Annotated in this window: 28 protein-coding genes; 11 read left to right on the top strand and 17 right to left on the bottom strand. The window is 38.1% G+C overall.

Annotated features, from left to right (window positions below):
- Positions 1 to 73: 73 nt before the first annotated feature.
- A complete protein-coding gene (locus DHD80_RS16385) occupies positions 74 to 721 on the bottom strand; it encodes a methyltransferase domain-containing protein (protein ID WP_251742543.1) in 648 nt (215 codons plus the stop codon).
- 95 nt (positions 722 to 816) lie between these two features.
- Positions 817 to 1464, bottom strand: coding sequence for an N-acetylmuramoyl-L-alanine amidase (locus tag DHD80_RS16380; protein WP_251742542.1), 648 nt, complete (start codon positions 1462 to 1464; stop codon positions 817 to 819).
- A gap of 189 nt (positions 1465 to 1653) precedes the next feature.
- Here DHD80_RS16380 and DHD80_RS16375 point away from each other — a divergent pair, with 189 nt between their 5' ends.
- From DHD80_RS16375 to DHD80_RS16335, 9 genes are read left to right on the top strand one after another with little or no spacing between them, the layout of a single operon-like run.
- Entirely contained in the window at positions 1654 to 1941 is a 288-nt protein-coding gene (locus tag DHD80_RS16375; RefSeq protein WP_251742541.1) for a hypothetical protein, read from the top strand.
- Positions 1942 to 1973: 32 nt separating this feature from the next.
- Complete coding sequence (locus DHD80_RS16370; RefSeq protein WP_251742540.1) at positions 1974 to 2258, top strand: hypothetical protein; 285 nt, start codon at positions 1974 to 1976, stop codon at positions 2256 to 2258.
- A complete protein-coding gene (locus DHD80_RS16365) occupies positions 2245 to 4647 on the top strand; it encodes a TraG family conjugative transposon ATPase (protein WP_251742539.1) in 2403 nt (800 codons plus the stop codon). Before DHD80_RS16370 ends, DHD80_RS16365 begins: the two co-directional genes overlap by 14 nt.
- A gap of 47 nt (positions 4648 to 4694) precedes the next feature.
- The gene (locus DHD80_RS16360) at positions 4695 to 5273 is read left to right on the top strand and encodes a conjugal transfer protein (protein ID WP_251742538.1); all 579 of its coding nucleotides are present in this window, start codon (positions 4695 to 4697) and stop codon (positions 5271 to 5273) included.
- Between the two features lie 3 nt (positions 5274 to 5276).
- Entirely contained in the window at positions 5277 to 6119 is an 843-nt protein-coding gene (locus DHD80_RS16355) for a hypothetical protein (RefSeq protein ID WP_251742537.1), read from the top strand.
- Positions 6116 to 6730 carry a conjugal transfer protein TraK gene (locus tag DHD80_RS16350; protein ID WP_251742536.1) on the top strand — a complete coding sequence of 205 codons (615 nt, stop codon included), beginning with the start codon at positions 6116 to 6118 and terminating at the stop codon, positions 6728 to 6730. The genes DHD80_RS16355 and DHD80_RS16350 overlap by 4 nt, the downstream gene beginning before the upstream one ends.
- A gap of 50 nt (positions 6731 to 6780) precedes the next feature.
- Entirely contained in the window at positions 6781 to 7710 is a 930-nt protein-coding gene (traM, locus tag DHD80_RS16345) for a conjugative transposon protein TraM (protein ID WP_251742535.1), read from the top strand.
- 52 nt (positions 7711 to 7762) lie between these two features.
- Positions 7763 to 8620 carry a DUF4138 domain-containing protein gene (locus DHD80_RS16340; protein ID WP_251742534.1) on the top strand — a complete coding sequence of 286 codons (858 nt, stop codon included), beginning with the start codon at positions 7763 to 7765 and terminating at the stop codon, positions 8618 to 8620.
- Positions 8621 to 8628: 8 nt separating this feature from the next.
- Positions 8629 to 8994: a hypothetical protein gene (locus DHD80_RS16335; protein ID WP_251742533.1), complete on the top strand. Its 366-nt coding sequence runs from the start codon at positions 8629 to 8631 to the stop codon at positions 8992 to 8994.
- A 4-nt stretch (positions 8995 to 8998) separates the two neighbouring features.
- On the opposite strand, the gene DHD80_RS16330 is transcribed toward DHD80_RS16335, so the two are convergent.
- From DHD80_RS16330 to dinB, 5 genes are all read right to left on the bottom strand, one after another.
- Positions 8999 to 9787 carry a nucleotidyl transferase AbiEii/AbiGii toxin family protein gene (locus DHD80_RS16330; RefSeq protein ID WP_251742532.1) on the bottom strand — a complete coding sequence of 263 codons (789 nt, stop codon included), beginning with the start codon at positions 9785 to 9787 and terminating at the stop codon, positions 8999 to 9001.
- Positions 9784 to 10575 (bottom strand): type IV toxin-antitoxin system AbiEi family antitoxin, encoded by a 792-nt coding sequence (locus tag DHD80_RS16325; RefSeq protein WP_251742531.1) that lies wholly within the window; start codon positions 10573 to 10575, stop codon positions 9784 to 9786. The genes DHD80_RS16330 and DHD80_RS16325 overlap by 4 nt, the downstream gene beginning before the upstream one ends.
- Before the next feature lie 100 nt (positions 10576 to 10675).
- Positions 10676 to 11293 (bottom strand): SOS response-associated peptidase, encoded by a 618-nt coding sequence (locus DHD80_RS16320; RefSeq protein ID WP_251742530.1) that lies wholly within the window; start codon positions 11291 to 11293, stop codon positions 10676 to 10678.
- A 38-nt stretch (positions 11294 to 11331) separates the two neighbouring features.
- Complete coding sequence (gene dnaE / locus DHD80_RS16315) at positions 11332 to 14352, bottom strand: DNA polymerase III subunit alpha (protein WP_251742529.1); 3021 nt, start codon at positions 14350 to 14352, stop codon at positions 11332 to 11334.
- A 3-nt stretch (positions 14353 to 14355) separates the two neighbouring features.
- Entirely contained in the window at positions 14356 to 15567 is a 1212-nt protein-coding gene (gene dinB / locus DHD80_RS16310; protein WP_251742528.1) for a DNA polymerase IV, read from the bottom strand.
- 56 nt (positions 15568 to 15623) lie between these two features.
- On the opposite strand from dinB, the gene DHD80_RS16305 reads away from it, so the two are divergent.
- Positions 15624 to 16409, top strand: coding sequence for a LexA family transcriptional regulator (locus tag DHD80_RS16305; RefSeq protein ID WP_251742527.1), 786 nt, complete (start codon positions 15624 to 15626; stop codon positions 16407 to 16409).
- Between the two features lie 170 nt (positions 16410 to 16579).
- On the opposite strand, the gene DHD80_RS16300 is transcribed toward DHD80_RS16305, so the two are convergent.
- The 6 genes from DHD80_RS16300 to DHD80_RS16275 form a co-directional block, all read right to left on the bottom strand.
- Positions 16580 to 18160, bottom strand: a complete 1581-nt coding sequence (locus tag DHD80_RS16300; RefSeq protein WP_251742526.1) for a type IV secretion system DNA-binding domain-containing protein — start codon at positions 18158 to 18160, stop codon at positions 16580 to 16582.
- A 10-nt stretch (positions 18161 to 18170) separates the two neighbouring features.
- Positions 18171 to 19223 (bottom strand): MobB family relaxase, encoded by a 1053-nt coding sequence (gene mobB / locus DHD80_RS16295; RefSeq protein WP_251742525.1) that lies wholly within the window; start codon positions 19221 to 19223, stop codon positions 18171 to 18173.
- 11 nt (positions 19224 to 19234) lie between these two features.
- On the bottom strand, positions 19235 to 19654 hold the full coding sequence (locus DHD80_RS16290; protein WP_251742524.1) for a BfmA/BtgA family mobilization protein: 420 nt from the start codon (positions 19652 to 19654) through the stop codon (positions 19235 to 19237).
- A 449-nt stretch (positions 19655 to 20103) separates the two neighbouring features.
- Entirely contained in the window at positions 20104 to 20553 is a 450-nt protein-coding gene (locus DHD80_RS16285) for a JAB domain-containing protein (protein WP_251742523.1), read from the bottom strand.
- Between the two features lie 78 nt (positions 20554 to 20631).
- On the bottom strand, positions 20632 to 20988 hold the full coding sequence (gene ssb / locus DHD80_RS16280) for a single-stranded DNA-binding protein (RefSeq protein ID WP_251742522.1): 357 nt from the start codon (positions 20986 to 20988) through the stop codon (positions 20632 to 20634).
- Positions 20989 to 20999: 11 nt separating this feature from the next.
- Positions 21000 to 21239 carry a hypothetical protein gene (locus tag DHD80_RS16275; RefSeq protein WP_251742521.1) on the bottom strand — a complete coding sequence of 80 codons (240 nt, stop codon included), beginning with the start codon at positions 21237 to 21239 and terminating at the stop codon, positions 21000 to 21002.
- A gap of 386 nt (positions 21240 to 21625) precedes the next feature.
- On the opposite strand from DHD80_RS16275, the gene DHD80_RS16270 reads away from it, so the two are divergent.
- The gene (locus tag DHD80_RS16270; RefSeq protein ID WP_251742520.1) at positions 21626 to 21823 is read left to right on the top strand and encodes a hypothetical protein; all 198 of its coding nucleotides are present in this window, start codon (positions 21626 to 21628) and stop codon (positions 21821 to 21823) included.
- 205 nt (positions 21824 to 22028) lie between these two features.
- Here the strand turns inward: DHD80_RS16270 and DHD80_RS16265 are convergent, their stop codons facing one another.
- The 4 genes from DHD80_RS16265 to DHD80_RS16250 all read right to left on the bottom strand — a co-directional run bounded on the left by DHD80_RS16265 (position 22029) and on the right by DHD80_RS16250 (position 25072).
- Positions 22029 to 23066 (bottom strand): DUF4432 family protein, encoded by a 1038-nt coding sequence (locus DHD80_RS16265; protein WP_251742519.1) that lies wholly within the window; start codon positions 23064 to 23066, stop codon positions 22029 to 22031.
- Between the two features lie 61 nt (positions 23067 to 23127).
- Complete coding sequence (locus tag DHD80_RS16260; protein ID WP_251742518.1) at positions 23128 to 23892, bottom strand: glucose 1-dehydrogenase; 765 nt, start codon at positions 23890 to 23892, stop codon at positions 23128 to 23130.
- Between the two features lie 82 nt (positions 23893 to 23974).
- Entirely contained in the window at positions 23975 to 24166 is a 192-nt protein-coding gene (locus DHD80_RS16255; RefSeq protein WP_347709976.1) for a fumarylacetoacetate hydrolase family protein, read from the bottom strand.
- A 129-nt stretch (positions 24167 to 24295) separates the two neighbouring features.
- The gene (locus DHD80_RS16250) at positions 24296 to 25072 is read right to left on the bottom strand and encodes a glucose 1-dehydrogenase (protein ID WP_251742517.1); all 777 of its coding nucleotides are present in this window, start codon (positions 25070 to 25072) and stop codon (positions 24296 to 24298) included.
- Between the last annotated feature and the right edge of the window lie 20 nt (positions 25073 to 25092).

Raw genomic sequence — 25092 nt, 5'->3', positions numbered from 1 at the left:
CGAGAAGGCTGGGGGGATAAGAGGAAGTAAATCAAATAGTATTCTCGTAAGATTACTGCTTTAATGGATGGCTTCAGCTGGGCTTACTTCCGGAGGCAACAAATACACCCCCATAATTGAAACTGTAATCCACTTTAAAATCGGATACTTTGTTCTGTAAATATTGCCAAATTGGCCTGTCCACTTCGCCTTTCCCAATCCATTTCACAAAATCGCCCCTGAAACTCGGTTTTTCAAGATACCAGTCCAAAATCACAATCCTTCCCTTCGGTTTTAAGATTGAAATCATATTGTCAATTATGTTCCGCCATTCGGGTAGCCCAGACAAACCAAGATCGCAAAAAATAGCGTCAACGGCAATTTTTTCATTTCTATAACCCTCAAGCCACTTTTGATTAATTTTAGTAGCGTTGTTTAATTCTGTTTCGATATTTTTCCATCCGTTTTTTTCTATTTTTTGCCTTGCTTTACCGAGCATTCCGCTTGAAAGGTCAATGCCGATAATATGTCCAGAATTGTTCAAATATTCATTAAAATATTTGAAGTTGACCCCTGTTCCGCAGGGCACGTTTAATACTGTTTGTCCATTTTTGAGTTCAAGCTCCTTGATGGCATAGTTTCTTGCTTTTTTATAATACCAGTTTGAGATATAATCATAAATTACGGAAAGCTTGTTGTAATAACGAATAGCTTTTTCTTGATTTTTTTTTGTTCCGTACATTAGAATTTTCATTTTACTTTATAGCTGGTAGTGGGTTTGTTCCATAAAAATACTCATTTCCTGTTTTTTAGAGCATAGATGTTTCTTAGAATCTTTCACAATTGTATTTTTAAGTAGTTCTCAATTCCTTTTAAAATTGCCAACGCCATCGCCTCAACGTTTGAAGGTTGCGAAAAATAACCTCCTTCATCAACATTGGTAAGAAACCCCAATTCCAATAGTACTGAAGAGCAATAGGCAAATGTTTCACGCAACACCTGAAAATTAGAAAACTTCACCCCCCTACTCTCAAATCCCAATTTCTCATTAAATGCATCTTGAAGTTGAAAAGCAAACCAAGTAGACTCCTCTGAATATTTTGAAGTAGCATCAGCCCCATAAACTTCAATACCTCTCGCCTTCGGGTTATATGAATGATTACAATGCAGCGAAATAAATAGATCAGCCTGTAGGGTTCTTGCCAATTTCGTTCTATCTGACAATGGAATCAAAGTATCATTATAACGTGTTAAATAAATATCTAACGGCCTATCCAAGTCATTATTTAACTGCAAAATTTCCTTCGCAATATTTAAAACAACATCCTTTTCTTGAATGCCATTTATTCCGATAGCACCGGAATCTTTTCCACCGTGTCCAACATCAATTACAATTCGTTTTTGAGTTAGAGTTTCCTGCCCAAAAATGATGCACATTTTTAGGAGCAAAATCACAAAACTGACGTTTTTGAGCACTTTTTTCATTTTCAAATTTTGGGTTATCAACAACTTACCTATTGAAATTCATAGAATTTGATGTCAAATAATAGCAACAAAATTCAAATGATATCAAATAATATTTTATTCACAAATTACTGATTATCAGTTATTTAAAACCAAATATATGTAAATTTCCCATAACGAAAACGAATCAAAAACTTAAACCGTTACGTTATGAAAAAATCAATTTATTTGGCAACTTTTCTTTCATTGTTCTCAACATCGATTTTTGCCCAAATTGGGGGGATTGAAGATTCTGTTGATGATGTGTCCGATACCATCCGGACCATTTTTCCCATCATTCTTGGGGTAATTTTCCTCATCGGCTTCCTGTTTAATGCCGGACATTTCTTTGGAGAAAATTCCGATCTCAAAAAAGGGATCACCCGGGTTTTGGTCTTTGTATTAATTGCCGGAGCGGTAGTGGGCATCTTCACCTATCTAATCACCATTGTAGTCTAAGCCTCTAAGAGGCATTTTAAAAACTATACTGTATGAAAAAGTTTGGGGTCTATAGGAATATTAGAAAAAAGGCGATCATTTTTGGATTGCCCTTGTCCCTGTTTGCCATGATGATGATTTCCATAGTGGCTTCGCTCCTGGTCATTATCTTCTCCTTCAGCTTTGGAATTATTATAGGAGTCTTAAGCTTTAACTCTGCCCTTTATATCGCTTTAACGAGGATAACGAATAATCCCCAACTTTTTCAATTTGGAGTTTCCTTCCCTAACATCATCAGTAACCGAAAAAATTCAGGCTTATATTATGAAGAGGATTAACCTATCGACATACTGGCCTATCACAGATATTCAGGATAATATCATTTTTGCCAACAATGGTAATGTGGTCTTATGTTATGAAGTGATACTGCCTGAAATATATTCCCTATCTGAAAAAGATTTTGAAGATCTCCATGGGGCCTGGTTCCAGGCGTTGAAGTCGTTGCCCGTTGGCACTGTGGTGCATAAGCAGGACATCTACTTAAAGACGGCTTATTCGTCCGATAAACTGCCGAATCAAACTTTTTTAGGAAAGGCGACCCATGATCATTTTAAAGGAAGGGAATATATGCAGCACAAATGTTACCTGTTCTTTATCCTAACCAAAAATAAAGCGCTTAATAATCCTAAATATGTCAATCCATTTCGTAATATCTCAAAAGCGATTGTTAGGGAACTGGATGATAGTGTAAAGAGTTTTATCGGGGCGGTCAGCGATTCTGTTTCCTTTATCAATAACAGTCGTAAAATAGAACTTGTTCCGCTTGAAGGGAAAGAAATAGAGAACCTGACCAACGGCTATTTCAATGGCTTCAATGAAGGCTTTGATACCGATATTTTACTGGACAAGAAGAACGTCAATATAGGAGAAAACTATTTTGACGCGCTGGCCATTAACAGTGAACTCTGCTTTGGCGAGAATGTGCAAAGCAGTAAGACCAATGAGAAGTTCACTTCAGACGATTTTGTATTTCACCAGGGCTTTATTGATGGTTTAGGGCTAACTCTTAATGAAAACCATATCGTCAACCAGATTTTATACCTGGATGATAAACATAAGTGGCGTAAGCTGCTGGATAAAAAGGTCGAAGAGTTAAAAAAGAGTTCCAATTTCGGTTCGCAGAACAAAGTGGTACTGGGTAAAATCCAGCATATCTTAGAAAAGATAAATGCTGATGACAACGCCCGGATTATCCGTGGTCATTTAAACATTATCTATTGGGATCGGGAGGCCCGGAGCCTAGATAGAATTGCTTCCAGAATAAAAACCGAATTCAAAGAACTGGATATCCTCCCCTACTACCCCAGAGGTGAAGAACGTAAAAATTATATACTAAACAGTTATTGCTGCTTTTCGTCAAATTTTTCCAATGAAGATCTCTATGTAACTGATTTAAAACATGCCTTATGCCTGTTTATTAATAACACGAATTATAAGTCTGATCCTACCGGTATCATCTTTAATGACCGCGAACATAATATTCCCGTGCTCAAAGATGTCTGGGACGAGAAAAAGAAACGGATCAAGGCACGGAATTTTGCCATTTTTGCCCCTACAGGCGAAGGCAAGTCTTTTTTGGCCAACAATATCCTGCGACAATATTTTGAAAGTGGTGTACGCCTGGTCATTATCGATTTGGGAGGTTCCTACACCAAATTCGCTAAACTATATCCTGAACAATATACCGTGCTTCGCTACGAGAGCGGAAAAAATTTGGGCATCAACCCGTTTTACATTAGCCATACAAACGACCTGACCCCGGAACGTCTGGAAGATTTATCGCTGTTTTTATTTGAACTCTTCGCATCCGACTTAAAAGTTACCAAGGCTCAATCGGTATCTATCAAAAAGATATTACGCCACTATTTTCAATGCACTCCTGGAGATCATTCTTTGGATGGTTTCTATCATTTCATCGAAAGCAATCAAAAAGACCTGCTTCGTAAACTTAAAATCCATCCCGACTACTTCAATATTACGAACTTCCTGCACATCATGTCGGAGTATGTTGGTGCTGGCCTATACAGCTTCCTCTTTGAGGTGAGCGAAGACCAGACCTATAAAATTGAAGACAAACGCCTGATTGTTTTTGAACTGGATGAAGTAAAGGATAACAAGGAAATCCTTTCGGTAATGTTAAAGCTGATCAAGTCGGCTATTCAAAGAACGATATGGAAAAACCGTTCGGAAAAAGGAATTATCCTATTCGATGAATTCGCCAAGCAACTGAAATTTGAAAACGTACTCGAAAGCGTGGAATTTTATTACCAGGCCATCCGTAAACAGAATGGTGCTATCGGGATCATTTTACAATCTATCAACCAGCTTCCGAACAATTCCACTTCAGCAAGTATTCTGGAGAACACACAGGTGATTTACAGCCTTCATAATGAAAAAGGATATGAAGAGCTGGTCAGGCGATTAAACCTCTCCAAACATGATCTCAACCAGTTAAAATCCATTAAGAACAACCTTACCGGGCCCAGAAAGTACACCGAGATTTTTATAAAGATCGGGAAACAAAGCAATGTTTTTCGGCTGGAAGTACCCAAAGAAGTTTATGCAGCTTACCTAACCGATGGACAGGAAAACGACCGCATAATGCGGATTTATGAAAGGACAAACGATATGGAACAAGCCATAAAAGAATTCACATCTAAAATATAATATTATGAAATCGAAGATTCACGAATACCAAAACAAATATTTTAGCAATGAGTAATACAAAAATCTTAATTATCGCAACGGCATTCATCTTTTTACTGCCTGCACGCGCTGCGTGCCAGGGAATGCCGGTTTATGACAACACCAATTTTGTAAGCCTGGTCAAATCTCTCGTGGAATCGGCGAAACAGACATCGAACCTTGTCAAGACCGTGAAATTTCTAAAAACCCAAAAAGAAAACCTTGAAAAGGTCAATAATGTGGTCAAACAGTTAAAAGCCGTCCGCGAAATAGTGCAGAACAATCAACGTCTCATAAATGTAATGCAAAATGACCTTCAGGACATTCTGAGCTCTCCTTATATCAAACCTGATGAAGTCGAAAAAGTCTCCGAATCCTTTACTACAATAGTAGAAAACTCATTAGAGACGATGGACTTTATTGATGAAATATTGTCCAGCGACAATCTCAAAATGAGTGATGCAGACCGTGCTGAAATACTCAAGCAGAAGGAACTGGAGTCCAAAGAAATGGTTTCGAGCATAGCGATTAGGACCAAACGCTATCGTGATATCATTTCCTTCCGAAAAATGCAGGATAAAATAAATAATCGAAAAACCGAATATTAGAAAATGGCTTCAATTATTATTTTAGGGATCGGGGTAGAATATATCGATACTGTTTTTCAGACGATAAAAAGCAGTGAATTCTCCCAGTACACTATTGCTGGAATGAAAACACTTGCTGTGCTTTTCTTTCTGGTCAATATCCTCAAAAAATATAATGAAGGGGTTGCAGATAAGGATGGTTACACCTGGGGCTTGAGTCCAGGGGAACTGGCCAAGAATTTTGCAGTGGTCCTCCTGGTCATCTTCTCAACTCAAATACTCGGTTTTTTCGATGGTATTTTAGTGGCCATTGAAAGTCAATACCGCAATACCGCACCTGCGTTGTTGCCTTTGCAAATGCAGGATATTCCTCTTGAAGAAGACGTCAACTTTATTGAAGCGGCACAAGCAGCAATGGCATTGCTGTACGAAGCCTTGATAACCCCTTTATACGGGTTCAAAATTTTTGCTTTTATCATAAGCCTCTTCCTTTGGATTTTAGATTTATTTATCTACCCATTATTTCTTGCTGAACGATATTTTCTATTGGGAATAATGCAAGCCTTTTTTCCTTTAGTGCTTAGTCTGGCTGTGTTTGAAAAATTCCGTTCAATGGGTTATAATTTTTTTAGGTTGTATGCTGCTGTTTATATGCTTGTCCCTGCCTTCTTTTTGGCAAACGTGTTTATCAACGCCATTTATACCGAAATTAATACCAATTTCTGGGTCAACCTTTTCGGAACGGATGTGGGAAATACCTTGTTTGCACCTGTCGTGGAATTAGGCTCCATAGGTTTCATTGTATTTCTGAAATTCAAACTTTACCGGCGTGCTACTTCATTTACACTAAGACTCTTTACACAATGAAAACACCTTATAAAAACATATATGCCGTGCTTAGGATCAACCGTTTTATCGTGCTTGCTGTGGTCATTTGTGCCACGCTCTCAAGCTTTTTTTCGATCTGGATGGTGTTCACTATCAATAACCAGGCAATGAACAACGCATTTGCTATTAATACAGATGGTTCGGTAATCCCCTTAAAGCTCATTGCGCAAAAGGAAAATTTTAGGGTCGAGGCTCTGGCACACCTGGAACTGTTCCATTCCTATTTCTATAATATTGATGCGAGTAACTATGAAAGCAATTTAGAGAAAGCGCTTTGGCTGGGTAATAGTTCGGTAGATAACCTTTATCGACAAAAAAAAGCTGATGGTGTTTACAACCGGTTGCTCCAATATTCATTGGTACAGAAAGTTTTGAGCATCGATTCACAAATCCAGGAAAAAGATGGTTCTTATGCCTTTAGGACCGTAACCATATTTGAAATAAATCGTGGTTCTATTATCGATACCTATGAGCTGGTTTCCACAGGAAAACTAATTACTGTCAACCGTAATTTTCCCAATAACCCACACGGATTGCTCATTACCGATTATTTTGAAAAGACCTTAAAAAAACTGAACAATGAAAATTGAGCCTACCCGCCTGCCGTCGGGCAGGTAATCGGCATTTAAAAACCACGATTATGAAAGTTGAAAAAAATAAAATAGTGTTTGCATCAGTATTGGTTATGGTGCTCATATTTCTAATTTCCTATTCCTTTATGGTAATGGGTGATGATGAAAACGAAAATGAAAACCTTGAACAAACCTTGGTACCGGATCTTGAAGAAGGCCAAAAAGAATATGATTCCAAACTGGATGCCATTAATGACCTAAAAGAGGTCCGGGAAACCAATGCCCCCAGTATCTATGATGAAAAATTGATTGATTCCCTAGGCTTCTACGATCCTGATTTACCTGAAAAGGAGAAAGAACGTATCGTGGATAGTATATATAAAGCTGGAAGAATACAGTATTCCGAAAAATCGTATCAAAATATCGGTGTTAAAAAGGGGGCTGAGACCGTAACCCGAAAAATAGATTCCACTGAAATAAAAGCCGAGCAAAAAGTAGCAGCTAAAGAACTGGGCCTGGAACATCAGTTGTTTTTCGCTTCGGTGCCCGCAAAAAATAAAAGTTTGATTAGCTCAAATACAGATGCAGTAATAAATGCTGTGGTCGATGGCGACCAGGTGGTCAAAGTCAATTCCCGGTTACGGATGCGATTGAATAAAACAGCGACTATCAACGGTAAGGTAATTCTTAAGAATACACCCATTTTCGGTTTTATCAGTTTTCAGCCCAATCGTGCGCTTATAGAAATTGAGAATATTGACCAGCATCCCGTCAGGTTAAAAGCCTTTGACCTGCAAGACGGCAGCGAAGGGATTTATGTGGAGAACAGTTTTCGGGAAGAAGCTATAAGCAAAGTACTTGATGATCTCATCCAGGATATCAATATCCCAAGTGTTCCCCAGGTGGGCGGTGTAACTAAAGTGCTTCGACGCCAGAATAGGAACGTAAAAGTAAGTGTCTTAAACAACTATAAACTCATTTTAAAACCAAAATTATGATGCCCATAACCTGCCCTCTGGCAGGTTGGTGGACATTTAAAAACTCACTCCAATGAAAAATCATTTAATTCTTTTTTGCTTTGTAATGGTTTCCGCTTTTGCGCCCCGACCGTGCTTTGCACAGATTACAGAAAAACAACCACTAGTACTCGATACTATTTACGCCAACGACCAAAAGAATGTGGCATTATTTTTCCCGGAACCTATTCGTCAAGGCATAACCGGGTCTGATAATTTCGTGTTTACTTATAATCGGGAAAAAGAACAATATTTTGGGCTGCTACAGGCCAAGCCCGGAAAGGAAAGCAACTTGCTTGTAATCAACAGAAATGGTTCAGTTTTTTCGTATATTATAAGTTATAAACAGCAACTTTCGAGACTAAATTATTTTATCCCGAATTCCAGTAGTATTGGTAATGAAAAGCCTTTGGTATCTATAGCTACTAACGAAGATTCTCTTGAAGAAAGCATTGATCTTAAAAGGCATTATTACAAGGAATTCTGTAGTTATTTAGTTAACCGAAGGCAGAAAATAGGTCGAATAAAAAAGCGTGGCCAAGACATTGTATTAAGTGTTGAGAACATTGTTTTTGATAAGTCAGCACTCTACTTCGTTATCCAGATTGAAAACAAATCTACGCTGGATTACGATTTGAATTTTTTGAACCTTTCACTGGTCACGAGACAAAAGGGTAAAAAGAAATCCTTGCAGAAGCTATTTAAGGAACCCGTGTTAAAATACAACCTGCCTTCGAGAATCAAGGAAGGCGATACAGCCAGATTGGTTTACGTCTTTCCCAAATTCTCTTTGAGCGGCGACCGTAGAGCTGTTTTGGAACTCAATGAGAAAGATGGGGGACGCAATTTAAAATTGAAAATATCGCATAGGTTTATTAATAACCCTAATTAACCATAATTATGAAAAAGTTAATTTGTTTTTTTATCCTTATATCTACAATTTCATGTTCGGAAAATGACCAAATGTCCCATACGGAAACAGCAAAGTTGGTTGCGGAGAGCTTTATAAATAAGGACAATAGTAGTTTGGAAAAATATACAACTCCACAACCTTATCGGTCTTTGGTCTCGGTTCAGGAGATGGTTACGTCTGCCTATTCTGGCAATACAAATTTTAAAGTCGTTCGGGATACCGTGTGTAATGATATGGCCTGGGTGAAATTTACGACCTCACATGAACAAAAACCGGAGACCTTTAAAATGATAAAACAAGACGGCCATTGGAAAGTAACTGAAACCGGTTTAAGGGAACGCAGTCCTTTTTAGTAGATCACATTCTTAAAATGATGTTTTCCTTTAGCCACTGGAAAGCTGATTTTTGGTCATAAGCTATTTCCGGTCTTAGTAAGCCTTCCATATCGCCGGTGAATCCCGGATCATTTTCTTTGGCTTCTATATTTTGCAGGAACTCTTTTTGTGAAGGAGCTTTTCCTACCGAAAATTCCATATAAACATTAAAACATTGAATTATTTCATCTAAATCAAGTTCCATATTTCGCCTCGAATAATCTAAATCGAAGAGATCCCTTCCTTTACTACGCTGATATAATGCCCTTAGTTTTGTACCCAGAAGTTCATTGATGCTATAGGTGGTAATGGCGGCTTTTCCTTTAAACCAGGGATTATTGATCTCAAATGGAAATTCAACCCAATCCAGTACATTAAAATGTTCTTTACAGTTGATCTCCAGTTTAAGCCGGCGACGTTCTTCTTCATATTCTGTAGTAAACCGATACAAAGCCTTTGCACCGTGTCCCTTTACCTGTGTACGCCTATCTTCTTCAAAAAAGGTGATCACCTCCCCTATCCGCTTCATAATAGGTTTTATAGGACCTTCTTTGATTTGTACAAGATCAATATCTTCAGAATATCTGGGAGCAGGATCCAGATATAACTTATGTAAGGCTGTGCCACCTCTAAAAGCTAAATTCTCGCGCAGAAAATCATCGGAAAAAATTTCTACCAGTGCCCGGCTAATAATCAAATCCTGTTCAACCTGGGAAAATTCTTTCCATGGGGCATGTTCCTGCCATTGAGCCAAATAAGGTCTTGGGATCATAAATCACTTTCTAATTGCAGGTTAACATCCACTTTCCACTTATTGTCTACTGCGCCGGGTCTTTGCTCAGTATTGGGTTGCAATAAAACAGGATAAAATTTTTGTTTGCTTAGATGTGCAAAAATAAGATCATCCAGGCTATTATTTCCATCTATTTCTGAAACTAAAAAGCCTAAACGCTGTAAAGTTGCTTTATGGTCAAACCATTCGAGTAAATCTTCCAGATCATCTTGAGAAACTTCCTCCATTAACTCTTCTATCGTAGAAAGCATCCGGTTGATACCGCCCATCTTGTTCTGATAACGAACCAGATCTGCCAGAGTAAGCGCCGGGCTCGAAACTTGATAGATCCCGGCATCTGATTTTTTAGAACTAATATTCCTTTTAGGCCAAACTGAGGTCGTTAAAAACCGAATATCGATGGCTGACTTCTGAATGTCTAAAAGTTTAGGTGTCTGGGACATTACGTAATCTCTCTGTGTCTGTTGATGGCTAGCTCCATAAACTTTAGCCGCGCTATAAAACCCCAGGTAATATTTGCGCCCTAAATAATCAAACAGTTTATGGATATAAAGGCTAATGGGTAATTTGCCAAAGCCGGAGTATCTTGGAGTGAGTATTAGATAAAAGCCCTGTCTAAGATTAATGACCTCTTTTTTTTCAATTAAACGGTCCAGTTCTCTTATAATTGCAGTTTTGCCTTTACCGGTTTCTTTGAAAAGCTCAGCCAGCGAAAAGGAATATTCCTCTATGCTTAATAGTTTCTTAATATAATCGGATACTGACATATTAGTATTTATTCGATAAATATACCTATAAAAGGTATAAAACTAAAATAAATACTAATATTTATAGTGTGTAATACTACTTTAACTAACTTGAAAAATGCTAACATTTGTCGGCCACTAAATCCGTTTCATACGGAAATGCGAAAGCACTATAATCTTCACTGGTAAGCCATTTCTTTCTATCCTGCTTATGTAGTACGATGGGCATTCTTTTTTTATTGTTATGTATCTCACCCATTAACTCATTGGCCTCGGTAGTTACAATGCTGTAAGTTCCCATCTCGCTGCCGGTCTCTGGGTTCTTCCATTGAGAGTAGATGCCCGCCAGGGCAAAAATATCCTGATCTTTGGGTTTGATAATATACTTTTGTTTTTCCTTACCTTTTGGGTCTAACCATTGCCATTCGTAAAATCCGTCAACGATTACCAGACATCTATTTTTTATCGCATTGCGAAACGACGGTTTTTCATTCAAGGTTTCCACTTTTGCATTCAAGGTTGCTTTCTGAATTTTATTATCCTTTGCCCAGAACGGTATAAGTCCCCAATTATAAAATTGGATGTGTCCAGGACTTTCATCCACGATTACCGGATATGGCGAGTGAGAAAATCCATTGATCTCTTCTCGTGGCATATAGCGTTCCTTTTCCTCAAAGTAGGCATCAAATGATTTTTCAATTTCTTCTAATTGGGCATTTAATCTGGTTCGGTAGCACATTGTCTTATATTATAGTCTAGTATTTTACAATATAGGGATTAGCTCTTAATTTCCTTTCTTTTTGCTGATTTCAGGTTGAAAACATCGTCGTATGTAGGTTCTTCCCGACTTCGTGGATCTGGTTTCAGCGGCATTTTTTCTGTTCGGATGACTTTCATACTGTAATGGCCAAATTCTTCTGTGATTAACCCGTAGCAATAATAAACGCCTCGACCGTGAATTGGGTATTTATCTACAGCATCCGTAAAGTGAACGACATCGAAATACTCGCCATCGTAATCAATGAAAGTGCTAAGACGCATATTTTTTCCGTGCTTGGTAGTATTGAACCGGGTGTTTACCAGGATACCATAAAGTAAGAGATCCTTGTTTTTAAACCTGCACATATCCCTGGCTCGATATTCATAATTTAATTCTACACCTATCAAATCGAAATAATTGCACAGAGGGAATCCCAATAGTTCCATTTCATCATAGGCATCTTCAACCCATCCTTGATCGAAAACTGGTAACCTAAAATTTCTGTGCTTTGGTTTGAATAGCTGCGGATGCACACTGCGTCTTCCCAACGCATTCAACTTAAACTTTGATTGCCATAGCAGTTCAGGTTTTGACCTTTGGGTAAAGCGGAATGCCCCAATCCTTATCAAAATGGTCAACTGCTCAATGCTAACAGCTACACGGTCAATAAAGTCATCCAGAGATTTAAAACTTCCATAGAGCTGCCTTTCAGTAAGCAGGCGTTGAACCAATAACTTTTCGAGATTTTTTAAATACCCAAAGCCCAAATAGATGTTCCTGCCCTTAATACAATTGGCGAGGTCACTGTTATTGATACAGGGTGCGTGGATGGTTCCACCGCACATTCGGGCTTCCTGAATATAATGTTCACTACTATAGAAACCACCACCGTTATTGAGGACCGCTACCATAAATTCAAGAGGGAAATAGCATTTCAAATAAAGACTCTGATAGCTCTCTACGGCATAACTGGCCGAATGACCTTTCGCGAAAGCATAGCCGGCAAAACTGGATATCTGTTCCCATACCTCGTTAATCACCGTATCAGAATACCCTTTCTCTTTACAATTGCTTCTAAACTTCAGCTCTACGGCCTTGAATTCTTCGCGGGAACGAAACTTACCGCTCATTCCCCGACGCAATACATCTGCCTCGCCCAAATCCAACCCGGCAAACTCGTGGGCAACTTTCAAAACATCTTCCTGGTAAACCATCACGCCGTAAGTCTCGGGCATAATTTTGGCAAGAACCGGATGCGCATCTTTCCTTCTTTCAGGCTCTCGATGTCTGCGGATGAACTCGGTTTTCATACCCGATGATGATACACCAGGACGAATAACTGAACTGGCCGCCACTAAGCTCAGATAATCCTGCACACGAAGTTTTTTCATTAAACCGCGCATCGCTGGTGATTCTACATAGTAAACACCGATAGCCTTTCCTTTAGAAAGCAATCTATTAAGTTTGTCGTCTTTTTTGAATTTTTCAATTTGGGTAATATCAATTTCAGGTAGTTCCGGACGGTTTTCCTTTACGATTTCTATGGCGTCCTTTATTTTGGCCAATCCCCTTTGCCCCAAGATGTCAAATTTGAATATTCCGGCATCTTCGGCTATTATCATATCAAATTGCACGGTCGGGAAACCTTTGGGCGGAAGGTCCGTTGCAGAATAATAATGAATGGGTTTGTCCAATATCAAGATTCCCGCAGAATGAACGCTTAAATGATTGGGCATTCCTTTTATAAGCGAACTATACTTCAAAACCAGCTTATGAATTTCGTTCATTTTGGATTTTAGAAAGTGGCCATCACTAAGTTGGTCAATATCGCTTTTTGGCAGGCCAAAGACTTTACCCAGTTCCCGTATCGTTGCGCGATATTTGAAAGTGTTGTAGGTGGCAAGTAACGCTGTATGTGGAAAGCGTTTAAAAATATAAGCTGTAACGTCATCCCGGTCCCGCCAGCTAAAGTCAATATCGAAATCCGGTGGCGATGCACGGAAAGGATTGATGAACCGCTCGAAATACAAGTCTAATTCAATAGGGTCAACGTCCGTTATCCCGATAATATAAGCAACTATGCTGTTTGCGCCACTGCCTCTGCCCACGTGAAAATAGCCTTCATTTTTGGCATAGGCAACGATGTCGTGGTTGATAAGGAAATAGGAAACAAAATCCATCTTCTTAATCACTTCCAATTCCCTGTTTAATCGAGCTAATACTACATCGTTTGGATTAGGATATCGTTTGGCCAATTTATCTTTACAGAGCTCATTTAGTACCTTGAAATCTTCTTCTTTGGAAGTGCTGAATACGCGTTGATTCTGGGAAACCCTGCTTGCACCAAAATTGAACTTAATACTGCAATTTGATAAGAGTTTTTTGGTGTTCTCCATGATATAGGGAAAATCCTCATAATGCTTCAATAAATCATTAAGCGGTAGCATTTGATCTGTATAACTACCCTCTTCGCTTTTTTGCAATTTGCTCAATAAGGTATTGTTGGCAATAGCACGAAGTAGTCTATGCGCATTAAAATCCTGTTTATTTCTAAAAGTAACTGGCTGCTGTATGACCAATTTAGATTTATAGTTTCTATAGGCTGAAAATGGAAGCCTTCTAAGGTTCTCAAGTGAAATACCCACATATTCATTCTCAGAAAAATCCTTTTTTCGTAACTGGAGAAGTTGTTCAAATGGATATACAATGAAAGTATTTTCTAGTGGTGGTGCTATTTCAGGAAGTTCCATACTGTTATGCGAATGATGGGACAAAAAAGTATTCAATTCGTGGAACCCATCGTTATTCTTTGCGATACCTACATACAACTGTTTTGCACCATTCCTGAAATCGATGCCCACTAAAGGTGTAATTCCATAATCAGGAGCTTTTCTGATAAAGTTTAGACAGGCAGAAGTGTTATTGATATCTGTTAAAACTAGTTTGCTGACACCACAATCTTTTGCAAGCTGCAACAGGTCCAACTCAGAAAATGTTCCGAATCTCAACGAATAATATGTATGGCAATTCAAATACACGGGCTATTGGGTTCTATGAGCAAGAACCATAGGCGGTTCGCCGTTAAACGCATTGTAAAATCTGCCAATGGACTTGGCGCCCATAGACGAGGCACGCATAATTTTCTTTTCCCCGAACCGCATGCGTATGTGGTCCATTGCACTATAAAGGCTTAGCATTTCTTCAGTGTCATCGAAAAGATCGATTTGATAATTTCCCGAAACCAGGTCGCCCATACGCACACCCACCAATCGCAACAACAATCTTCTTTGGTACAATTGCTCAAAGAGTTCGAGTACTTTGGGAATCAAAATATGGTCGGCACTTGTATATGGAATTTTTATCTGTTTGGTACAGGTATTGAAATCAGCGTACCTGATTTTAATTGAAATACAGGATGTGAGCTTGTTGCCCTTGCGTAATGCAAATGCTAAATTCTCTGCCATTGCTGTAAGAGTGGTTCGCAACTTTACCATATCGGTAGTATTCCAAAATGTACGCTCTGTTGAAATGGATTTACGTTCGTGGTACTGTATCAGTGGTGGCCTATCAATCCCATTGGCACGTCGCCAAATGATTTGACCATTTTTCCCAAAAGCACTGAGCATCATTTCTTCCGGCATTTCCTGAATCGTTCTTACTTTAAAAACCCCCATATTTTTTAGGGACTGAAACGTCTTTCCTCCAACAGAGGGTATCTTGTGTACAGAAAGAGGGGCTAAGAATGATTTCTCTAAGCCAAAATCAATCTTCATTTGATTGTTCGGCTTTGCTTCATTGGTGGCCACTTTTGAAGTGATTTTGTTCGAAGACAATCCAAAAGAAATAGGTAAGCCTGTTTCCTTTATAATTTTGTGCCTCAATTCGGTGGCATATTTATAACAGCCGAAGAATTTATCCATTCCTGTGAGGTCAGCATAAAATTCATCCACGCTGGCTTTTTCGAAAATGGGAACTTGCTCTTTAATTATATCAGTAACCTCTTGCGAAAATTTGGTATAAGTACCTGCATTACCTTTTATGACCACGGCCTCCGGACAAAGCTGTTGTGCCAATTTCATGGCCATGCCCGATCGAATCCCAAATTTTCGGGTTTCGTAGCTACATGCAGAAACAACACCACGGTTACCAGTCCCACCCACCAATAAAGGCCGTTTCTGTAACCTGGTATCTAATCGACGTTCACAGGACACGAAAAAAGTATCCAAATCGAGATGAAGAATTTTGCTATTCATTGGACGAACAAAAATAACTACAATATGTAGTTACTATTGCTTATTTTTGTAGCATTATGAATTATATTTCCAAAAATATTCGACATCTTCGAGATTTAAAGGGCATTTCGCAAGAGAGACTTGCAGATGAGCTTGGCATCACACGTTCTAACCTTGGGTCTAAGGAAGAAGGACGTTCCCAGCCCAATCTTGACCTATTGGTTGCTATATCAGATTATTTCAAAATACCCGTAGATATCCTTATTAGAAAAGACTTGACCAAGACCAAGGATTTCTCATTTATTGAACTGGGTAATCAAAGGGTGCTTTTTCCCATCATGGTTGATACCGAAAATGAAGATTTAATAGAGATTGTTCCGGTAAAAACTTCGGCTGGATATTTGGCGGGGTATGATGACCCTGAGTATATTGAGCAACTTGAAAAAATAAAATTGCCATTTCTTTCTACCGGAAAGCATCGCGCCTTTCCTATAAAAGGTGATTCTATGCTGCCTATGAAAGATGGTTCATTTATCATTGGGCGCTATGTTGAGGATATAAAAGAAATAAAAGATGGCACTACTTATGTCCTGTTGACAAAAGATGATGGAATGGTTTATAAACGGGTTTTTAACCAATTGGAATCTAAGAGTTCTCTTCTCTTAGTTTCTGATAACAAAGAATACCAATCCTACGAAATCAATGCAGATAACGTGTTGGAACTTTGGGAATTTTCCTGCGCTATTCAGACTCAGGAATACAATCAAGAAGAACTGAAGATTAGCAGTATTTTAAATATGTTTAATAATTTGGGAATTGAGTTGGAAGCTTTAAAGAAAATTCCAAATGAATATTCCTCTTAATCTTATTACTTCGGCCTTGGATTTAAAACTCTCAGGGCATTTATCTTCTTTCATACCGGGTGGAAGCAAAATGTGATACCATAAAAATTAAAATAATATCGGCAGATTTTAACCATCTTGTCATTTTCTTTTTAGCCATTATTTTTTAAGTATTTCCAAAGAAAATTTAATCATTTAAATATAGACCGGGCCTCATCATATATGCGCTCAAAATTAGACTGCAAATCCTTACTTAAATATTCCTTTGTTATTTCAGGAAATTGTCTCCGAATTTTAGACAATTTAAACTGTACCTTCTTGTCCTTCCCATCGGCATAGGTAATAAATTCGCCTTGCTTCAACCTGAAAAACACATCGGCCCTAATTTTTGGCATCTCCTTTTCCCCGGTTGTTATCCGGGTATCGAAATCCAGGTTATGGCCTCTGCTAATGCTCGTTGTGGGATTTTTGACGATCTCGAAAAAGCGTTCGTAATATTTGGCGGTATCAGGATCGTTTACCTTTCCGAAGAACTGATAGGACAGATTGCTCAATATCGCCTTACTAGCTTTATCTCCATACATCATATCGTTCTGGATCTTGTCCTGCATCACATACACCGTGGCAATATCATAACTTCTTAAAGTAGCCGGAATGCGGTGCATATTCAGTAAGCGTATGGTTGGTGCTTCTTCCATCATTAGAAAAGAGGGATTAGAATTTCGCAAACTCATTTGCTTGGTTATTGTATGGATAATGGCAGCGATCACCGGGGAATAAGAAGCTTCAAATTTTGGATTGTTCACTACCGAAATTACCACCGGATTCTCAGGACTATTAATATTCAGTGGTACTTCATCTGCAGATAGGGCCATAAAGATGTTTTGGGTACTGATGCGTTTTAAGGCGTTGGCCAGGGTACTTTTTACCCCTGCGGTTTGCCTATCGGAATCTTTACCGCTAATAAAAGCATCTGCCATCGCTCTGGAAGTCCTGTTTGAATCCAAAAAGTTTATAAGGCTGTCTGTGTCCAGGAATTGATATATAGCTATTAAATGGGGTAAGGTGCAGTATTCGGGGTAGGAAGTTTTCAATTTCCAGATCATCCCCCCTATCAATCCTTCCGCAGCATCATTAAAAAATTTCGTTGTTCCGCTCGTGCCCGATTCCTTTTGTTCCAACAGATTTTCAATCAGCACCCTGGAAATTTCATTGACGCTTTCTTCATTTTCCAGATATCGTGGGGCAATGGGATTGACCCGATGGATGATTTTATCAAAAGAAATCACTTTAAAAGGAATATCCGAATTCTTAAAAAGCGGATAGGCCATTTCCGTAATTTCAAAATCTTTATAATCGTGGATCACCCCACAAAAATTGTATTTCTGAAAATGCTTTAGGAAACCATAGACCACGCTTTCCGTTTTGCCACTCCCGGCAGAGCCAATAATGGAGGCCCCGCGTTTTATATTTGCAACTTTAAAATCTTTGCTCCTCGTTTTAAAATTGACCTGATACTTCTTAGCAACCTTATCTTCTATATAAGTAGAATGGAGAAAAACATAAAAAACCGTATTGATCAACAACAAAGGACAACCAACATACAATAGGCTTTCAATTATCTGGTGTGGATAAAAGAAATAACCGATGAATCCCAATAGCAGTATCGTATTGATAAAAAAGGCAAATCTGGAAACCCGGTATAGCCCGTAGAAAAGCAAACTCCCCAAAGCGATCATTGATATGATGTTTATTACACTGAATGACTCCATAACTTTTCATTTAAATTCCGATAGAACTGGATTTGATCGCTATATCCACACCGCGCCTCAATCGGTTGAATACCTTTAATGCCAACTGGGCCTTATTGGTAGGAATACTGGGCATCAGGGGCATCCCGGATTCTTTTAGCATTTTCATAGCAACCGCTTTCTCATTGGTGGGCAGCTTCATTAAAGCGGAAAAATAGTTTTTGGGGTTTTTAATGAACTCTTTCCTGGCGGTATAGGTTTCTACAAAATTCCGTTGATATCCAAAGCTTTTGTCAAATGTCTTTTCAGCTTTTCCGAAAAATTTGTCACGGTCAAAACCTCGTTTGACTGTTTTTCCATTTAATTCTACCTGGGAAGCTTTGTATTTGCTACCGGGGGATAAGCTGAACCTGTTGGAAGCGTCCTTGCGGCTCACGATAATATGAATATGGCTTTGGTTTCCCTGCTTGGGCATTCCCTGAACGATCCGTTTTCCATCCTGCTGATGTGGGGCTGCCTTTTCAAGTTTATGAATTTCACGTTCCATCTTTGTGATATTACCAGGGAGTTCACCACGCCCCACTTTTTGTATATCGCTTTTTAGTTGAATTATTGTAGAGGCAAAAGGCTGGTTTTCCCGGACTTGTTTATCTGTTCCTTTAAAGCTTCGTTGATGCTCGATTTTTGCAAAGTATTTTATGTCATCTATGTTGACCGGTCTGCCATTGATCTCCCGGTTAAAAGATGCCACATAATCCTTCATCAATTCCCGGGTGTATTTTTTCAGATCTTTGCTGCTGTCCTGTAGTCTATTCAATTCGTATTTTGAAGGGCTCACTGTTATGGAATAAAACCTGGGTTCGGTCTTTTCCAGTTTAGCGGTATTGGCGTCAATTTCCCGGCTCACTTCCTCAGCTGAAATCTGGTTTCCATATTGATTAAAAAAGTATTCCCTACCTACCTTGCCGGCAGACAGGTCCTCTGGATCCAATCCCTGGTTTTCCTTTTCCAGGTAGTCCACAAAGTCCGCTGAACCCTGGGAGTAATTCCCGCCCAATTTCTGTGATGTGATGGTGATATACATGGATCAAAATTTTATAGTTCGTTATTGGGGTTTCGTTTTTCTTGAAAGCCTGCCTCGCCGGCAGGCAGGCGTACTTCCTTTTTTTTCTCCACAAATTTTCTCTCTAAGATCAGGGGTTGTTTTTTAGGTGCAGTCTCCTCAAATAAGGATTGCAGCATGGCTACGGTAGGTTTGGTTTGGCCCTTCTCAATATCCTTTAAAATAGCAATGACCCCATTGATCCTTTTTTTGATCAGGTGCTCCAGGGTTTGCATTTTGGGACCCATAGATTCCGCCGGGGAAATACCATGCTCTTCAAAAAACTCAATCATCAAAAGCAAGCTGACTGACTGGGATTTTGAAATAGCACGACTAAACCGTCTAAATTTTTTAGCTACGGAAGACTTGATTTTTAAAGTCTCAAATTGCTCTTTTTTATACTCTCTATCCATTTTTTAGTAAAAAACTGACCATTTTTCGGGGGCTGCGGAAGGTTTTTAGTAAAAAATGACTTCCGAATACCTAAAAATTAAATAATGCTCTTTTTAAATATCTGATATTCAGTTATTTAAAATTCATGTCGAATGTGTAACGTGGCTTTGCCCGTTACCCTCTTGCTATTCCTTTTTGTCCTGCCAGGCGGACAAAAAAATTATACAATCTGGCTAATAGCCAATTGCTTTTTTCTTAGAATTCAAGATTCCTTGTAAAATAAATTGATGGGTATAGGGAGCAGCGAAAGTCAAAATAATAGGCTCACTATACGTAAAAATAAATGCTGAAGATCAGCTTTTTAAATATAAGGATTTTTTACGAATTTCACTTTTCAAAGCATAAAAAAACATCCCCGGAATTTCAGAGATGTTCTTTAGCTAATTTTTGTAATTTCATATAATAGCATTTAAAGTATGCCTTCATCTGCAAAACTAAAATAATCACCATCGGGGGTCAGGATTAAATGATCAAGGATTTTAATGTCTAAAAGTTCCCCTGCCTTTTTAATTTTTTCGGTCAGGCGTTTATCTGCCTCGCTGGGTTTCAAAGTTCCGGAAGGGTGATTATGGGAAATTATCAAATTCACCGCTAATGACTTTAATACTACCGCAAACAGGATGCGCAGATCTACAAGGGTGCCGGTAATCCCACCGGTAGAAACTTCAAAAATGCCCTTCACTCTATTGGCATTGTTCAATAGCATGATTTTAAAACATTCCTGCAGTCCGATCTGGTCTTTATTCCATGTAACAAATAATAGCTCTGCCGCACTCACGGAAGAAGTTATTTTTGGCGCCTGTGAGATTTTAAAATTTCCCTGATATTTTATCGATATTTCATTAACTTTCGTTTTCATTTTAATCTGTTTTAAAGGGTTGAAATGAAAAAAGAGGGCGCTACCCTAAGCAAGTATCCGCCCTCTTTTATTTAACTGCTAATGGGTATTGTTGTTAGCATTCCCACTACCCAGCAATAGAATTTCGTTGGCTTCCACTTCGGTTACATAGCGTTTTACGCCATCCTTATCCTCGTAGCTTCGGGATTTGAGTTTTCCGCTTACTCCGATTTCTTTACCTTTTCCAGCGTATTGCTCGATAATTTCGGCAGTTTTGCCCCAGGTCACTATGGTGTGCCATTCGGTATTTTGCACTTTCTCGCCTTTTTCGTTTTTGTAATACTCGTTGGTGGCAAGTGAAAAACGGGCTACTTTTTTACCGCTTTCAAGGTTGGTAATACTTGGCTCCTGGCCAACGTTTCCAATTAACTGTACGTGATTTTTTAAAGTACTCATAACTTAAAGATTTAAAGATCTACCTTTCGGCAGACAGGATTAATTAAAATGCTACCTGAACCTTTCAGATAGTTTACTTTGATATTTTTTTGAAATGATTTACTTATTATATCTTGAGCGTTTTCCTTTTTTGTTTTTTTTGGTGTCACTTCCTTTTTTATGTTTTTGTAAGATTTCATAAGTTTCATTTTAGATTTACTTCCTATAGCGCCCTCGCTGTTACCTTTTTTTGTTGCTGATACATTTTTCAATATTTGGAATTGATAAGGACTTATAAAAAGGAGGAACGACTGGCTTATGCAGTCCGTTCAACTTCCAAATGTTGGTATTTTGCTTTCAAAAAATGGGAGGGACAGTGAGGGTGCGGAAGTATATTCTAAAGGCTTTTGTGAAATACAAAAACATAGGAAGCGGCATCAAATAATTAAATGGAATTCCGATTTGGCGGACTTAATTCACAATTTTGGCTCAGGAATAAAGTGTTCCTTCCCTAAATTGGGGGTTGTGTCCAAGACCAATGTAAATAAGCTCTTTTCCCCGAATGTAGCTTTTCGCGAAATGCAGGGAAATGGGCTGACCGGATAATGAAAAGGGATTTTTCTTTTCCGTTGAGTTTAAAGCGGACTGAACTTCAAAGATGGAGATTGAAATGGAGTTTGGTCGTTTCCCGAATTTTCTCGGGAATGAGCGGGCAAGTGAAATGGAAACCGCAAGCTTTGGAGTTAGGTTCAAGATTTTTGTAGTGAAGCTCTTTCTCGAGATCAACGGGGTAAGCGAAAATGTTCCGAGTGCTTATTGCAGGTCAAAATTTAATGCTCATTTAAAATTATTATAAATAGAACTGCTTAATCCTTTTTAATAAAATAGAATATAAGAGTAGATAAAATTTAGTATTGAAAATCATACAATTCTGATCTTATTCTTTACTAAAGTGAATAAAAAGCTTACAAATTTTTGAGAGCCTTGATTTTTCTATTATTGGGAATTGTCCTAAAGCATAAGAAAAAGGAGTTGTTTTCTTTCTTTTTCCCGGGATATATCTAAGTATCTTCAAATATTCCTGCACATAAATTAGTTTCAATAGTTTCTCCAGATTTAATTTTTAGCCATTCTGAATTCTCAATGGCTTTATCTGGATTATTAGTACCCGACGAGGTCCATGGTTCCAGGGCAACAGTATAGCAATCACCCCACCATGGAAAATCTTTAGCAGCATAGCGTTCTTCCCAAATCCAAAGACATTTAAACATATTACCATTCCATTTTACATTGAATGATAAATTCTTTTCTTTATTCTTTATGGTATAATAAGCGTCCTTTTCATAACCTTCCAGGTAACAAAGTTCACTATAGGAAGCTCCATTTTCATCAGGAATCAAACTCGCATCGTCTTTAGCACCATCTATATTTTCTCCAATTGGCCATTTGAATTTTTTGTCGGGTTTGAAACGTCTGTTAGAAGGCATTAAAGATTCTGCAATAAAGGTTTTAGCATTCGTTTCAATGGTAACACCTTCTTTTATAAAAGGTAGTCCGAATGCAATATGATGGCCCCACATAATATCCAGCGTTGTTTTCCCTTTATTGGTAAGTTTTTCAGAAATATATAATCTGGTATCATTCTGCTTAAGACAGAGTGTTTTTTCTAATAATAATGGCATGCATAATAATTCTGTCCAGACCTTCACGACTACCTCCTCTTTAGTATCTTTTATAATTGAATACTTCCATGGATTGAGTGAAGTCTCACCATGTTGCCCAAGTATTTTTCCACGATAATTAAAAACAGGACTATTAGGCAAAACTTCTTGCCAACCACCATAATAATATTCTTCAAATTTCCCTGCAGGATTTTGCATCTGGCTATATTCTTTTAAAGGATTTCTAATCCCTTTTGGCAGCCTTAATAGCGGATCTATATCTTTGGGCTTATATCTAAATTCAAAAATGTCACTCCCCCTTCCTACTAAAATCCCAATTCGTAAAAAGTTATTTTCTAAGTAAACAACCTGCATTTCCTTATAAGTCCATTCATCAGAAACAGAACAGCTATTTTCAAGATCATTATTCTTTATCATTTAGATGGTTTATAAAATGTTTAATTAACTGATAAAATATACCTTTTATTCTATCAGGGCATTACTGCTTACTTCCTGGTATCGAGATACCTAGTCCTCCGTCTATTCTTAGAGCCTGTCCGGTAATAAATGAAGCTTTATCGCTGGCTGCAAACCCAATTAGTTCTGCAACTTCCTCCGGCTTGGCTATACGTTCCATCAAGTGCATTTGCTCACATTCCCTAAAAACTTTTTCTGGATCTTTAGATTTTGATATAGCATCCCGGAACATTGGAGTATCTATACTTCCAGGGCAAATTGCCACGCATCTAATATTCGGGCCATAATCTACCGCTATACTTCTGGTAAGTCCTAACAATGCAGATTTTGAAGTCGTATATGCCGCAACGTTTTGCTGAGAAATAAAGGCTTGTACACTGGAAACATTAATTATTACTCCTCCTCCTAGTTTTAACATTGAAGAAACAGATTCCTTAGCACATAGATAATGGCTTTTTAAATTGACATTCATTACATGGTCCCAAACATCTTCAGACGTATCCAATAAATTACCATAGACCTGAATACCTGCATTATTTATAAGTACTGAAATCTCTCCAAAATGACCTATAGCTTTTTTGAAAGCCTCCTTAACCTCTTTTTCTTCAGAAACATCACAGGCTATAAAAAAACAAGTTTCACCTAATTCTGATTCCAGATTTTTACCCGAAAAATGATCTACATCAAGGATTACAACATTATAAGATTCCTTTAAAAATAACCTTGCACAAGCCGCTCCAACTCCCTTTGCCCCACCAGTAATGATAACATTCTTTTTTGTTTTCATATTATTAGCATTAAACTGAAACGAGACATTTCTGCTATTTCAATTATTTGTAAAGAAATTTAATGACCAGATTCAAAAAATATTACACAAATTGTTGCTTCTGACTTCCAAGATTATCAATGTTTAATTCTACAACATCATTTTTTGAAAGATATCTTGGAGGCTTCATCCCAAGTCCAACTCCGGGAGGAGTTCCTGTGTTTATAATATCTCCAGCTTCCAGTTTCATAAATTGTGAAATATAGTAAATAACAAATGAAGGTTTAAAGATCATATTTGGACGTGCTACACAGGAGAAGAGCAATCTATTCTATTCCCTTCAATTAATACCTCCGGGCTTTTCTTTTCCCTGCTCTCCTAATCTTATTAATTTCATAATTAAGTTTTTAGATTATTGACTGAATTATGTATTTAGGCTAATGAAACCTCCATCTATTGGATAAATGCTTCCCGTAATAAATGAGGCATCATCACTGCATAAATACTGGACTAATTTTGCTATTTCTCTGGGCGACCCCATTCTTCCGATGGGTTGTGTTTTTGCCAGCTTGTCAAACATTTCCTCTTCCTGCCCCGGATAGTTCTTTTTTAGATATCCATCCACAAATGGCGTATGAACCCTACCGGGAGCAATTCCATTACATCTAATGTTATCATTGATATAATCTCGAGCAACAGAATAGGTCATAGTTGAAACTGCTCCCTTACTCATCGAATATGCGAAGCGATCTGGCAATCCTACAATTGCTGCGACCGAAGATAGATTTACAATCACTCCTCCTCCGGTTAACTTCATACAAGGAATAACCTTGTGTAAACAATTATAAACCCCTTTAATGTTTATTTGGAAGATCTTATCAAAATCCTCTTCACTAGTATTTTCAGCTGTACCAATATGAGAAACTCCAGCATTATTGACCAGAATATCAATTTTACCTTCTTTCGTGAATATCTTATTTACAACTTCTGAAACCTGATTTTGTTTTGAAACATCGCAGTGTAAAAAGTTGGCTTTAAATCCCTGTTCGCGGAAAGAATTTACAGTTTCCCTTCCCTTATCTTTCTGTACATCTATTATATAAACAATCGCTCCAACTTCTGAAAGGGTTTCGGCAATTGCTCTACCAATCCCGCTCCCACCACCTGTTACAATAGCAACTTTATTATCTAATCTTATCATTTTTAATTTTTAATTAATCA

The organism is Gramella sp. AN32 (assembly GCF_023718305.1).
Classification (GTDB): domain Bacteria; phylum Bacteroidota; class Bacteroidia; order Flavobacteriales; family Flavobacteriaceae; genus Christiangramia; species Christiangramia antarctica.
This window is presented reverse-complemented; position numbering and strand designations above follow the sequence as displayed.